The sequence below is a fragment of the Pseudomonas stagnisoli genome, assembly GCF_048595745.1.
In the GTDB taxonomy this organism is placed as follows: Bacteria; Pseudomonadota; Gammaproteobacteria; order Pseudomonadales; family Pseudomonadaceae; genus Aquipseudomonas; species Aquipseudomonas alcaligenes_A.
This window is the reverse complement of sequence record NZ_CP184361.1, coordinates 1,010,115-1,023,338: the sequence shown is the minus strand read 5'-3', so window position 1 is coordinate 1,023,338 and position 13,224 is coordinate 1,010,115. Positions and strand designations below refer to the sequence as shown.

The 13,224-nt window shown below is 62.4% G+C and carries 9 protein-coding genes and 1 other RNA gene; 3 read left to right on the top strand and 7 right to left on the bottom strand.

Annotated features, from left to right (window positions below; translation table 11 throughout):
* Positions 1 to 2: 2 nt before the first annotated feature.
* Positions 3 to 2,921 (bottom strand): ATP-binding protein, encoded by a 2,919-nt coding sequence (locus ACOAPY_RS04860; RefSeq protein ID WP_465155334.1) that lies wholly within the window; start codon positions 2,919 to 2,921, stop codon positions 3 to 5.
* Between the two features lie 146 nt (positions 2,922 to 3,067).
* On the opposite strand from ACOAPY_RS04860, the gene ssrA reads away from it, so the two are divergent.
* Positions 3,068 to 3,424, top strand: a transfer-messenger RNA (tmRNA) gene (gene ssrA / locus ACOAPY_RS04855).
* A gap of 203 nt (positions 3,425 to 3,627) precedes the next feature.
* Positions 3,628 to 4,788, top strand: a complete 1,161-nt coding sequence (locus ACOAPY_RS04850) for a RelA/SpoT domain-containing protein (protein WP_465155332.1) — start codon at positions 3,628 to 3,630, stop codon at positions 4,786 to 4,788.
* Here the strand turns inward: ACOAPY_RS04850 and ACOAPY_RS04845 are convergent.
* The 4 genes from ACOAPY_RS04845 to ACOAPY_RS04830 all read right to left on the bottom strand — a co-directional run bounded on the left by ACOAPY_RS04845 (position 4,785) and on the right by ACOAPY_RS04830 (position 6,477).
* Positions 4,785 to 4,919: a hypothetical protein gene (locus ACOAPY_RS04845; RefSeq protein ID WP_330099099.1), complete on the bottom strand. Its 135-nt coding sequence runs from the start codon at positions 4,917 to 4,919 to the stop codon at positions 4,785 to 4,787. The two genes, ACOAPY_RS04850 and ACOAPY_RS04845, sit on opposite strands and share 4 nt — an antisense overlap.
* A gap of 369 nt (positions 4,920 to 5,288) precedes the next feature.
* On the bottom strand, positions 5,289 to 5,783 hold the full coding sequence (locus ACOAPY_RS04840; RefSeq protein WP_330099025.1) for a hypothetical protein: 495 nt from the start codon (positions 5,781 to 5,783) through the stop codon (positions 5,289 to 5,291).
* Positions 5,784 to 5,860: 77 nt separating this feature from the next.
* The gene (locus ACOAPY_RS04835) at positions 5,861 to 6,154 is read right to left on the bottom strand and encodes a hypothetical protein (protein ID WP_465155330.1); all 294 of its coding nucleotides are present in this window, start codon (positions 6,152 to 6,154) and stop codon (positions 5,861 to 5,863) included.
* Positions 6,155 to 6,267: 113 nt separating this feature from the next.
* Positions 6,268 to 6,477: a hypothetical protein gene (locus ACOAPY_RS04830; RefSeq protein WP_330099024.1), complete on the bottom strand. Its 210-nt coding sequence runs from the start codon at positions 6,475 to 6,477 to the stop codon at positions 6,268 to 6,270.
* Between the two features lie 971 nt (positions 6,478 to 7,448).
* Here ACOAPY_RS04830 and ACOAPY_RS04825 point away from each other — a divergent pair.
* On the top strand, positions 7,449 to 8,858 hold the full coding sequence (locus ACOAPY_RS04825; protein WP_465156720.1) for a diguanylate cyclase: 1,410 nt from the start codon (positions 7,449 to 7,451) through the stop codon (positions 8,856 to 8,858).
* Here the strand turns inward: ACOAPY_RS04825 and ACOAPY_RS04820 are convergent.
* Positions 8,799 to 11,150, bottom strand: a complete 2,352-nt coding sequence (locus tag ACOAPY_RS04820; protein WP_465155328.1) for a DNA polymerase II — start codon at positions 11,148 to 11,150, stop codon at positions 8,799 to 8,801. The genes ACOAPY_RS04825 and ACOAPY_RS04820 overlap by 60 nt on opposite strands.
* Before the next feature lie 63 nt (positions 11,151 to 11,213).
* Positions 11,214 to 13,115, bottom strand: a complete 1,902-nt coding sequence (locus ACOAPY_RS04815; RefSeq protein WP_465155326.1) for a potassium transporter Kup — start codon at positions 13,113 to 13,115, stop codon at positions 11,214 to 11,216.
* Positions 13,116 to 13,224 lie beyond the last annotated feature (109 nt).

The window sequence follows — 13,224 nt, the reverse complement described above, 5'->3', positions numbered from 1 at the left end:
CCTCAGACCACCTCGCCGAGCAGCGACAACGCCATCTGGCGCAACTGCTGCAGATCCACCGGTTTCAGCAGGCAGGCCTGGGCGCCTCTGGCCCGGGCCTCGGCCAGCAGGTCCTGATCGGCGGAGGCACTCACCACCAGCACCGGCACCTCGGTCAGGCGCGGCTGGCCACGCATGAAGTCGAGCACCTCCAGGCCGCTGCCGTCAGGCAGATCGAGGTCGAGCAACACCAGCGCCGGCGTCTGCTCGGCCAGTTGCAGCAGGGCACGGCGTACCGAGCCCACGCCCCCGACCACCGCCATGTCACGCAGCGCTTCCTGCAACACGCGCAGGCAGGCCGGATGATCCTCCACGCACAGCACCTCGGCCAGGGCGGTGGCGGACTCGGTTGCCGGCGTGCCCGCCACCTCGGCAGCCGGCACGGGCTCGGCGGCGCTGGGCAGTTCGATCCAGAAGCGACTGCCCAGCCCGACATCGCTGGAAAAGCCCATCTCGCCATTCATCAGCTCGGCCAACTCGCGGCACAGCACCAGGCCGATGCCGGTTCCGGGGATGTTGGAGTTCTCCCGCCCCAGGCGCTGGAACGGCTGGAACAGCTGCTCCTGCTGCTCGGGGCTGAGCCCCGGGCCACTGTCGTCGACCCATAGCCGCACACCGCCGGCGCGTACTTCGTAGCCCAGGCGGATCATGCCCTGCGGGCTGTTGTACTTGATCGCGTTGGACAGCAGGTTGAGCATCACCTGGCGCAGCCGGCGCGGATCGGCCAGCACGAACAGCGGCGGATGGGCCTCGGCCTGCAGATGCAGCTGCAGGCGCCGCTGCTGCACTTCCGGCTGCACCAGCTCGGCGCAGCCCTTGAGCAGCGGCCCGATATCCACCGGTTGCAGCTGCAACTGCTGCTGGCGACTCTCGATGCTGGAAAGGTCGAGGATGTCGTCCACCAGCGAGGTCAGGTGGCGGCTGGCGAGCACGATCTCGCGGGCGTACTCGGCCTCCTGACTGCGCTCGGCATGCTCCTGCGCCTCCAGCTCGATCAGCTGGGCGAAACCATGGATGGCATTGAGCGGCGTGCGCAACTCGTGGCTCATGCTGGACAGGAAGCGGCTCTTGGCCTGGCTGGCGGCCTGCGCCTCCAGGCTGGCGCGGCGCAGCTCTTCCTGCACCTGCTTGAGCCGGGTGATGTCGACATGGGTGCCGGCGGCGCGCACCGCCCGGCCCTGCTCGTCACGTTCGATCACCTTGCCGCGGCTGAGCAGCCAGGCGTAGTTGCCCTGGGCATCGGCATAGCGGTACTCGGCCTCGAAGAAGTCCTCGGCGCTGTCGTCGGCCATGCTCAGGCGCAGATGGCGCACGCGCGGCAGGTCATCCGGGTGAACGCGCTGATTGAATTCGGCAAAAGGCATTGAGTCGGCCGGCAGGCCAAAACGCCGCACGAAGCGCTCGCTGACGCGGATGCTGAGGCTCGGCGCCTCGACCTCCCAGAGGCTTTCGGTGGTGCTCTCCAGCACCAGCTCCAGGGTGCGCTGGGCCTGCAGGCGGCTTTCCTCACTGGCGCGCAGCTGCTCGCCCGCATGCAGCACCTCGCCGGCCATCTCCGCCAGTTCGCGAATGGCCGTCTCCGGCGCCTGCGGCTTGCGTTCGCCCACGGCCAGGCGACGCATCATGCCGACGATGCCGGTGATGGGCTCGGCCAGCTCGTCGCTCAGGCGCCGCGAGCGCAGCCACATCCAGGTCCCGAACAGCAGGTAGAAGAACACCAGGCCGGCGATCAGCAGGTAGCCGATGTTCAGGTACTGTTCGGCCAGGCGATTGGTCTCGCGGAAAATATCCGCCTCGTCCACCACCAGCAGCAGGCGCCAGCCGGTTTGCGGCACCTCGCTCCAGGCCATCAGTTGCCCGCGCCCACCCAGCTGGACCTCCACCACGCCGTGGGGCTTGGCGGCCATGCCGTCGAGCAGTGGGCGCAGCCCGGGCTGACGATCCAGCTTGAAATCTTCCGGCTTGAGCACTTCACGGCTCACCGCCTCGGCGTAGGAGTAGCTGGTCAACTCGCGCAGGCCGAAATCCTTCTCGCCGGCCGCCGGCAGCGCCATGATCGCGTTATCCGGCCCCACCAGCAGTGCATAGCCCTGCCAGGGCACCTGCAGGTTACCGGTCTCGGCCAGCATCTGGCCGACCGTCACGTCCAGGCCAACCACACCCTCGAGGAAATCGCCGCGGTACACCGGCGCAATGGCCGACATCATCCAGCCCTGGCCGGCCGGGTCCAGATAGACCTCGGTCCACACCGTCCCGCGCTTGGGGTTGTGCGTGGCATCGGCCAGGTAATAGAAGTTGTACTGCGGGATCACCATGTCGTGCGGGTACTGCTGCAGCACGTCGAAATAGGGGTAGATGCGGTTGTAGCTGTCCCAGCTGTTGAAGTAGACCGCCGCCACCAGCGGATCGGCCTGCTTGATCGAGCGCATCAGCGGGTCCACCCGCGACAGACGCAGCGCCTTGTCGCGGTCCTGGCGCTCGGCCGGCGTGCTGGCGGCATAGAAGGAGGCGGCACGGCCGTCGTCGCTGCGGCTGTGGAACACCCCGCCAGGGGTGCTGGCATGGCGCTGGCGCTCCAGGGCATCGGGCTCAAAGCGCTCGTCCGCCAGGGCCTCGGCCACCGCATCGCGATACACACCGACCTGTGCCTCGATGGCGCGCAGGCGGCTGTCGATCACCTTGCCCTCGCGGCGCACGGCGCTGTCCAGGTCCTGCAGCGCACTGCTCTGCAGGTAACCGACCTGGGACTCGCGAATGGACTCATTGGTATAGAGGTAGACGCCGATCAGCACCGACTCCACCAGCACCAGCGGGATCAATGCGCTCTGCAGGAAGGCTCGCCAGATCCAGCGACGCAGGGGCTTTAGCGGTGCAAGCGGCATCCGGTGCTCCTCGAATTCCAATCTGAAGAGAATGGCACAGGGCCGCTGATCGGCCAGCCCAGGCCGGGCATTGTACTGGCAGAACGATGGTCGACGCTGAGGAACCTTTGCCGTACACTGCGCGTCCAACCTCGCAAGAGCGTTCTGGGGCCGATTAGGATTCGACGCCGGTAACAAAACTTGAGGGGCATGCCGAGTAGGTGACAGTTCTCGTAAATCCGCTGCCACAACTTCATAGTTGCCAACGACGACAACTACGCTCTGGCCGCCTAAGGGCGCCAGCAGACCCTAGGGGATGCCTGTAAACCCGAAGATTTGGTCTGTCAGATAGAACAGGATCGCCGCCAAGCACGCTGCAGGTGTAACGGCTAAAACTTATGCAGCTCGCTCCAAGCACCCTGCCACTCGGGCGGCGCGGAGTTAACTCAGTAGAGATGGCTAAGCATGTAGAACCGATAGCGGAGAGCTGGCGGACGGGGGTTCAAATCCCCCCGGCTCCACCAAATCAAACCCCTGATTTTCCTAGAGAAAGTCAGGGGTTTTTCTTTGGGCGTCGAAAAAATGTCGAATCTAATATCGTGTCTGCGCAAACCAAAGCAAGATCTACCTCGTAACCTCCAGTTCTCGTGGGGGTTCTGCGGCAGCACATTGGCTGGTAGTGTCATTATTTTGGAAGATGCCAACCTCCACAGTGAAGGATGCGACGATGATAATGGAGCTCACTCTTGAGGCTTTTTTGAAGAGAAATCGCATTACTCAGGAAACCTGGGAGGCTGCGAAGCTCGACTGGAAGGCCTTGCACGACATCGGCATCGATCATGAGGCGAATCAGGAACAGCTACACGCAAGTGCGGAAATGACTGCCCGCGTGATGCAGAAATTTAAGGGAGTGCACTCAGTACGATGGCGCGTCAAAGACACTGAGCACCTGCTTGAAAAAATCGTTAGAAAACGCAGTGAAGGCTCGCCCAAATACCAAGACATAACAGCAAGTAATTATTTTACAATTATTACTGACCTAATTGGCGTTAGAGCTTTACATCTCTTCAAAAATGACTGCGAAGATATTGACGATGCCATTCGAGAAAGCTGGAGCCTTGCTGAAAAGCCGATAGTATATACACGAAAAGGTGACGACTCCCCCCAAAGCCATTTCGGCCCCAATTCTTTCGCGCACCAAGAACACCCAAAGGGATATCGCTCAATCCACTACATCATCTCCACGCAACCTCTACGCCGAACAATATTTACCGAAATACAGGTAAGAACAATATTTGAAGAAGGATGGAGCGAGATTGACCATAGAGTTCGCTACCCTAATTTCTCCGAAAATGAACTAGTTGGCTATTTTCTAGGGATTTTTAACCGCCTCGCAGGGCAAGCAGACGAAATGGGCGGCTTTGTAAAAGAACTGGCTCTAGCCCTCTTTACCGCTGAGCACACGATAGCTACTGCCCATGCCGAAAAGGATGAATCCTTGCGGAAAATGGAAGCAGCCCTAGCCGAACTGCAAGATGAAAAAAGGCAGGGCGCTCAATACAAGAAAAGCATAAACAAATTAAAAAGCGAGCTAGAGAAGCTAAAAGAAAACTCCGCCCTAGAAAATTTAAACTATCAACCCACAAAATCATTTGGAATCAACGGCATTACAGACCTGCATGAAAAATATAAGTCTATTTTCGAAGCGACAAAGTCATTGCCTCGACTTGAAGGACTCCAAGGGCTTGAGCACCTTAGCAACTTAAATATCCCCAATTTCGCCACGCTCGACCCCATATTCACGAAAGGCGCAGCACAACTAGCAACGGCAAAAATAGTCGGCCTGCTAGACGTCACACCCCAAGTAAATTCCGGCGACGATAATTAAAAACTCTTATCGTAAAGACTTACCACGGGACTTTTGGAAACATCATCCAGCAAGTAATCTGGAGCTAAATGCGCATAGCGCATAGTCATGGCCAAATTGGAATGGCACAGGATTCTCTGCAGGGTGAGGATGTTGCCGCCGTTTTGGATGAAGTGGCTAGCGAAGGTATGACGCGGCGCGTGTGCGGCCTGGCCCTTCGGTAGCTGAATCGTGCACGGCGGAACGAGGTGATGGCGGAGTTAGGCTGACCGTGTTCTCTCCAGTGTCGAACGATCTTGGCTTCCAGCTCGGGCGTGATTGGCACTGATCGAACCTTGCCGATCTTGGTGCCGCTAAAGGTGATCACCCCATAACGCAGCCCGGTTGGCTTGAGCTTCTCGGCCTCTGACCAGCGTGTACCAGTGGCCAGACAAATCAAGGTGATGATCTCCAGTAGCTAGGCGCTGGTATGCCCGGATACGGAAGGTCAGACGGGATTAACGCAAAGTTGACCAGAGTAGTTAGGCTTCAATGTCCCCACTTCCAGTCACCGCCCTATACCGCCGCTCCAGCATAGGAGAAGCCACCTCGTAGAGGTCAGTCGCAAGGCGCTCCGCCCTTTCTCTAATACTTTCTAGGTCGCGCAACGCGAGCCGCTTTTCGACGCGTCGGAGTGACTGAATGGTGTGTTCGAACTTATAGCCACCGTCGCTATCTTGGTAGACATCCAGCACCAGCGGGTTGTGCACCACAAGATTCCGCTCTTCAGCGAGAGCCTTGGCCTCCGTCAGGAGCTGTCCCAGCTTCTCGGCAGCGATATCAGTGCTGCCACGCAGGACAGCGACCAGCAGTTCAAGCCGCGGCGCCAGATTTAGATGGCTTGTCGCTGGATAGATAGGGTCATTTGGAAGCTGGTTGAGGCAGAGCATAGTGATGTGCTCGATGTTGCCAAATGCAATCACAATGCGACCGATCTCACCAGCCCATTCGTGTTTCGGATCGACAAGTTGAGCCACGGCTGCCACCCCGTAATGTTTAACGTTGGAATTAAGCCGCCCCCATAAGGGGTCGGCTTCGACGACTTGTTAGGCCATTACCGCACAACGGCAATACGATGATCAAAACTGCTGTGGCGCCCAGATGGATAAGGGCGCTGACCGAGAAAACTTGTATCTAGAACTCTTAGCCCGACAATTTCATGAAGGTCAAAGCGACGCCAATCAGGAAGATCACCACGACTGCTGTGACCTCCTATTTGATAGCATAGAACCTGCACAATGCGGTTGGTCACACCTAATACGTGAGGCTCAGCAGTTCGCGACTTGCCTTGATATGCAAACTCAATAAGTTTCTTTTGATTTATTGCCTGAATAATTAAATCTTCCATGGCACTTCCTCCTTAGGCCTACGTTTGGCCGATCACTGGCGCGAAGCACAGCTCAGAGACGTGACGAATTAGCGAAGCAGAAGACTTAAGCCCATTATTAGGATCTTAGAGTGCTACTTGAGAAAGCCAAAGTAATAAACCACCCCAGCGGCAGCCTCTACAAATCGCTTAGCTGTTTCGCGGTCCATTACTAGAGATTTACCATCGACTTTCAGATAGATGCTGTCTTCAGCATAGTAAGATGAGCGACCGAACTCAATATCCATTTCCTCTTTCCCGCCTTGGCACTTGACTGTTTCTTCGAAAAACATCGTTGTAGCCATGATTGCCTCTTTTGCAACAGGATGAAAAGCAACACTCGTCAAGACCATGACACCAAGCGGTGCTGCTGAGAAAGAAAACTATGGTGGCAGAGGGAAAAATGTCTAGTGAGACTGTCGAAAAAGTGTCGAAATCAGAGACCAATGAATGCCAACCCTAGCCAGAGTGGGCGAGACTGAAGACACTAAAATCACCTACTCTGGCTAACGCAAATCATCAAAGAACAGAGCTAGAAGCTGGTTCCGCCCCCGCTCCACCAAATCAAACCCCTGATTTTCCAGCCGAAGATCAGGCTTTTCTTTTCTGATCAAAAAATCGACAACCGTCCACCGCAACGTGTTATGGTGCCGCCCCCGCAAGGTGATAGGCGCAGATGGCAACGGCCATCCTGAGCCATGCGGCAATGCAGTCCTTCCCGGACCTGGCATGTATCTGGAACACCACTCCACTTGAGCACACGCTCTGCCCCCCTGAGATCAGGAGCAGATGCACTGTGCAGCATTGATGCAAGCCGCCCCTCCCCTGCAGTGCCTTGTTCGACAAGGTTCGTGCAGCTGTTCTGCTTGATCTCAATCGTCCCTACTGGCGTCACCTCCTGTCGAGACAACTAGCCGCCGCTGAACCAGCTTGCGAACGCATGCCTGGCTTACCGGTCATAACGCATGCGCGCCTAGACACAACGTCGGCGCGCCCGACATGAGCATTCATCATGAGTACACCCATCATCTGCCGTACCTATCGGCAACCCGTCAATCAATGCAAATGCTTCCGCTGCCGCCCGCAGGGCGTGAAGCTCAGTGAACGCGCAGGAACCGGCCTCGCGGCCAGGCCGCACGGCTGAAGCGCGCCCGGACAGCCCTGTATCAGCACAGGCTGCAGAGCGCCGGTAGCAGCGGTATGCTCTGCGCGTACCGGTCAGCCCGGACGTTTTTGCAGATCGACCGGGAGACGGTTCGTGCGGTATCTGTTGTTGATGTTGGGCCTGCTCTGCGCCCACGCCTGGGGTGATGTGGCGCTGTCACCGGAGCAGCAGGCCTATGTGCGCGCCCACCCCGAAATCAGTATGTGTGTCGACCCGGACTGGGCGCCGTTCGAGCGCCTCAATGCCCGGGGCGAGCATGAGGGCATCGCCGCCGACCTGCTGCGCCTGCTGGCCAGCCGCGCCGGGCTGACGCTGCGTATCCACGTCACGCCGGACTGGGATGCCTCGCTGGCCGCTTCCAAGGCTGGCGAGTGCCAGTTGCTCGGCTTTCTCAACCAGAGCCCGGACCGCGACGCCTGGCTGCTGTTCACCCAGCCCTACTTCACCGACGCCAATGTGCTGATCAGCCGCGAGGAGCACCCCAGCGTCGCCAGCCTGGGCGACTTCGTCGGTGCCCGTATCGCCCTGCCCTCGGGTACCTCGGTCGAGGAAAAGTTGCGCCGCCTCTATCCCGGCTTGCAGTTCGTGATCGTCGGCAGCGAGGCGGAGGCCTTGCGCCTGGTCAACGAGCGCCAGGCCGAGTTCACCCTGCGCTCGCTGGTGATGGCCGCCGACACCATCAAGAACGAGGGCTGGTTCAACCTGAAGATCGCCGGCCAGGTGCCGGAACTGGACAACCTGTTCCGCATCGGCGTGCTGCGCTCGGAGCCGATGCTGCGCGACATCCTCGATCAGGCCATCGCCACGCTCACCCCGGACGAGGTCAACGCCATCGTCAATCGCTACGTGGCGGTGCGGGTGGAGACGCCGGTCGACTATCGCCTGCTGCTGCAGGTGGTCGCTGTGTTCGTGCTGATCCTGGCCAGCAACCTGTTCTGGGTGGTGCGCCTGCGCCGGGCGAACCGCAAGCTGGCGCGCCAGGCGGTCACGGACGCGCTGACCGGCCTGGCCAACCGCAAGCAGCTCAATCGGTTCAGCCAGGGCACCGTTGAAACCGCGCGCCGCCATCATCGGCCGCTGGCGGTGGTGCTGTTCGACATCGACCACTTCAAGGTGGTGAACGATCAGCATGGCCATCTGGTCGGCGACCAGGTGCTGTGCGACATCGCCGCGCTGCTGGCGCGCGCCGTGCGCCAGGGCGACTGCCTGGGGCGCTGGGGTGGCGAGGAGTTCCTGCTGATCTGCCCGGAAACCCGTGGCGAGCAGGCGCTGCAACTGGCCGAGCGCATCCTGGCGCAGGCGCGGAGCCTGCCGCTGGCTACCGGCAAGCCGTGCACGCTGAGTGCGGGGGTTGCCCAGCTCGGCGCCGGGGACAGCGTCAACGACCTGCTGCAGCGCGCCGACGAGGCGCTCTATCAGGCCAAGACGCAGGGGCGTGATCGTGCGTGCCTGGCACCGGCCTTAGAACAGTCCGAGCTGGCGCTCGATCAGCGCAGCGAAGTCGTCACCCACGAAGGGTAGGATGGCGTCCGCCACCGGCCGCAGCTGGCGCTGGATGTAGTGGTCGTAGTCGATGGCCGAGCGCCGGGTCTCCAGCGGCTCGGGGCCGGCGACGGTGATCAGGTAGCCGATCCAGGCGCCGCGCCGGTACTGCCGGGGGCGACCGAGGCGGTCGTTGTGTTCGTCGGCCAGGCGCGCGGCGCGCACATGCGGCGGCACATTACGCGGGTAGTCGGTGAGGTTGCGCTTGAGCCGCTTGCGGTACACCAGCAACTCGTCCAGCTCGCCATCCAGGGTGCGCTGCACGTAGTCACGCACGTAGTCGCGGTGCGGCTGGCGCGCGAAGATCAGGCGGTACAGCTCCTGCTGGAACTGCTGGGCCAGCGGCGACCAGTCGGTCCGCACCGTTTCCAGGCCCTTGAACACCATCTCGTCACGCCCGTCGGCACGCCTGACCAGGCCGGCGTAGCGCTTCTTGCTGCCCTCCTCGGCACCCCGCACCGTGGGCATCAGAAAGCGCAGGTAATGGGTCTCGAACTGCAGCTCCAGGGCGCTGGTCAGCCCCATCTCGGCCTGCAGGTGCTCGCGCCACCACTGGTTGACCCGCTCGACCAGCGCCCGGCCGATGGCCGTCGCCGCCTCGTTCTCGTGCGCACGGCCGAGCCAGACGAAGGTGGAGTCGGTGTCGCCATAGATCACCTGGTAGCCCTCGGCCTCGATCAGCTCGCGGGTGCGGCGCATGATCTCGTGCCCGCGCAGGGTGATGGACGAGGCCAGGCGCGGGTCGAAGAAGCGGCAGCCGCTGGAGCCGAGCACGCCGTAGAAGGAATTCATGATGATCTTCAGCGCCTGCGACAGCGCCGCGTTGCCGGCGCGCTTGGCCGCCTCGCGGCCCTGCCAGACGCGCTCGACCATGGCCGGCAGGGCATGCCGCGTACGCGAGAAGCGCGCGCCACGGAAACCGGCCACCGAGTGCGCATCGTCGGGCTCGCGCAGGCCTTCGATCAGCCCGACCGGGTCGATCAGGAAGGTGCGGATGATCGAGGGGTACAGGCTCTTGTAGTCCAGCACCAGCACCGATTCGTAAAGGCCGGGGCGCGAATCCATGACGAAGCCGCCGGGGCTGCTGTCGCCCTGCATGTCGCCCAGGTTGGGCGCGACGAAGCCCAGGCGGTGCATCGGCGGTAGATACAGGTGGGTGAAGGCGGCCACCGAGCCACCGCTGCGGTCGGCCTGCAGGCCGGTGACGGCGGCGCGTTCGAGGAGGAAGTCGATCAGCCGGGTGTGGGTGAAGATGCGCGTGACCAGCTCGCAGTCCTTGAGGTTGTAGCGGGCCAGGGCCGGCTTGTCCTCGGCGAACATGCGGTTGATCTCGTCCATCCGCTCGTAGGGCGTGTCGATCGCCTTGCCCTCGCCGAGCAGGGTCTGGGCAACGTTTTCCAGGCTGAACGAGGGAAAGTTCCAGGTCGCCGAGCGCAGCGCCTCGATACCGTCGATGATCAGCCGCCCGGCCGCCTCGGCGAAGTAGTGGTTGTGGCTGCGATGCTCGCGCCAGTGCAGCTCGCCGCCGTCGCGGCCGAGGCGCAGCGGCACCTTGAGCTCGCGGGAGTGGGCCAGCAGTACGCGCAGGTCGAACTGCACCAGGTTCCAGCCGATGATGGCGTCCGGGTCATGCGCGGCCAGCCAGTCATTCAGCTGCTGCAGCAGCTCGGCGCGGCTGGCGCAGTAGGTCAGGTCGAAGTCGTCCACCGCCGCGCCCTCGCCGAGCATGTACACCTGGCGCTGGCCGCAACCTTCCACGGCGATGGAATACAGCTCGCCGCGCTCGCTGGTCTCGATGTCCAGCGAGGCCAGGCGCAGCTGCGGGCGGTAGTCCGGCGCCGGCTTGAGCAGGCCGTTGCACAGCACGCCCTCGGCATCCGGCGTGCCGGCAAACAGCACCGGCGCGGTGATGAAGCGCTCCATCAGGTAGCGTTCGGGCGGCCGGATGTCGGCCTCGTAGACCTCCACGCCGGTCTCGCGCAGACGCTTTTCCAGTTTCAGCAGCTGGCGGTAGGAGGCGCAGTACAGGCCGAGCACCGGGCGCTGATGGAAGTCGCGCAGGCCCAGCTCGCGCAATTCCACACCGCGCTCGCCCTGCAGCAGCGCTTGCGCCTGCGCGCGTTGCTGCAGCGGCACGAAGGCCACCGCCGGCTGCGGCGCCAGACGCAGGCGACGCGGGCCGGCATCCGTGGCCAGCCAGAATTCCACCTCGCTGCCGGCGGCGGTGTCGCGCCAGTGGCGGGTCAGGACGAAGCCCTGCTGTAGATCCACGCGGTTGTCCCGGAAAACTGTTCTCGGCGCGATTCTACTTGGACCGCAGATGCGCCGTCCGGGTTAGATCTCCACCTGGGTACCCAGCTCTATCACCCGGTTCACCGGCAAATGGAAGTAACTCATGCTGCTGTTGGCGTTCTTCTGCAGCACCACGAACAGGCGCTCGCGCCAGGGCGCCATGCCGAAACGCTTGGTCGGGATCACCGTCTCGCGGCTGAGGAAGTAGGTGGTGCGCATCGGCTCGACGTTCAGCCCTTCGACCCGGCACAGACGCAAGGCCTCCGGTACGTTGGGCTCCTCCATGAAACCGAAGTGCAGCAGCACACGGAAGAAGCCATCGCCATACCGCGTGACCTCGATGCGCTGCCCCGCCTCGACCCGCGGGCAGTCCTCACCCACCACCGTGAGCAACACCACCTGCTGGTGCAGCACCTGGTTATGCAGCAGGTTGTGCAGCAGGGCATGGGGCACGGCGTCCGGGCGGGCGCTGAGGAAGATGGCGGTGCCATCGACCCGATGCGGCGGCTGGATGCGGATGCTGTCGAGGAAGGCCTGCAGTGGCAGTGCCGTCTCGTCCAGCCGGGCGAACAGCATCTGTTTGCCGCGCTTCCAGGTGGTCATCAGGACGAACAGCGCCACCCCGGCCACCACCGGAAAGGCGCCGCCCTGGAAGATCTTCGGCACGTTGGCGGCAAAGAACAGCCCGTCCACCACCAGGAAACCAAGCAGCAGCGGCAGCGCCAGCCACAGCGGCGCGCGCCACAGCAGCAGAGCCACGGCAGCCACCAGCAGGGTATCGATCAGCATGGTGGTGGTCACCGCCACGCCATAGGCGGAAGCCAGGGCGCCGGACGAGCCGAAACCGATCACCAGCAGCACCACGGCGACCATCAGCGCCCAGTTGACAACGCCAATGTAGATCTGCCCCTGGGCCGCGCTGGAGGTGTGCTGTACCTGCATGCGCGGGATGTAGCCGAGCTGGATGGCCTGCTGGCTGAGCGAGAAGGCGCCGGAAATCACGGCCTGCGAAGCGATGATGGTGGCCAGGGTGGCGAGGCCGATCATCGGCAGCAGCGCCCAGGACGGCGCCAGTAGATAGAAGGGGTTGCGTGCCGCCTCGGGGTTTTCCAGCAGCAGCGCGCCCTGGCCGAAGTAGTTGAGCACCAGCCCCGGCAGCACCAGGGCGAACCAGGCGCGGGCGATCGGCTTGCGGCCGAAATGCCCCATGTCGGCATACAGCGCCTCGGCACCGGTCAGCGCCAGCACCACAGCCCCGAGAATGGTGATGCCGATGCCCGGATGGCTGATGAAGAAGTTCACCGCCCACACCGGGTTGACCGCCTGCAGCACTTCGGGACGCACCACGACGCCCTGAATGCCGAGCACGCCGAGCACCGCGAACCACAGCACCATCACCGGCCCGAACAGAATGCCGATGCGCGCCGTACCGTGCTTCTGGATCACGAACAGGCCGATCAGCAGCACCACGGTGACCGGCACCACCCAGTGCCCCAGGGCCGGCAACGCCACTTCCAGCCCCTCGACCGCGGACAGCACCGATATCGCTGGGGTGATCATGCTGTCGCCATAGAACAACGCCGTGCCGAACAGACCGAGCAGCACTAGCACCGCGCTCAGGCGCGGATAACCGGCGGTGGCGCGGCGGGCCAGGGCGGTCAGGGCCATTACCCCGCCCTCGCCACCATTGTCGGCGCGCAGCATGAACAGCACGTACTTCAGCGACACCACCCAGAGCAGCGACCAGAGGATCAGCGAGAGGATGCCCAGCACGCCCTCGGCGTCGACTCGCACGCCGTAATGCCCGGCGAACACCTCCTTGAGGGTGTAGAGCGGGCTGGTGCCGATGTCGCCGTAGACCACGCCGGCGGCGGCCACCAGCAGGCCAAAGGATGATGTGCGGCCGTGGCTCTCGGCGGCCGACTCTGCAGTATTGGAACTCACCTGGATCTCCCCGGAACCCGCTGGGACTGACGAATACGGCGAGCGGCAGGCAACCGCTCAGCGCAGCATAGCTGGCCGTCAATTTTCGCCAACCGACTGGGCATCCGGC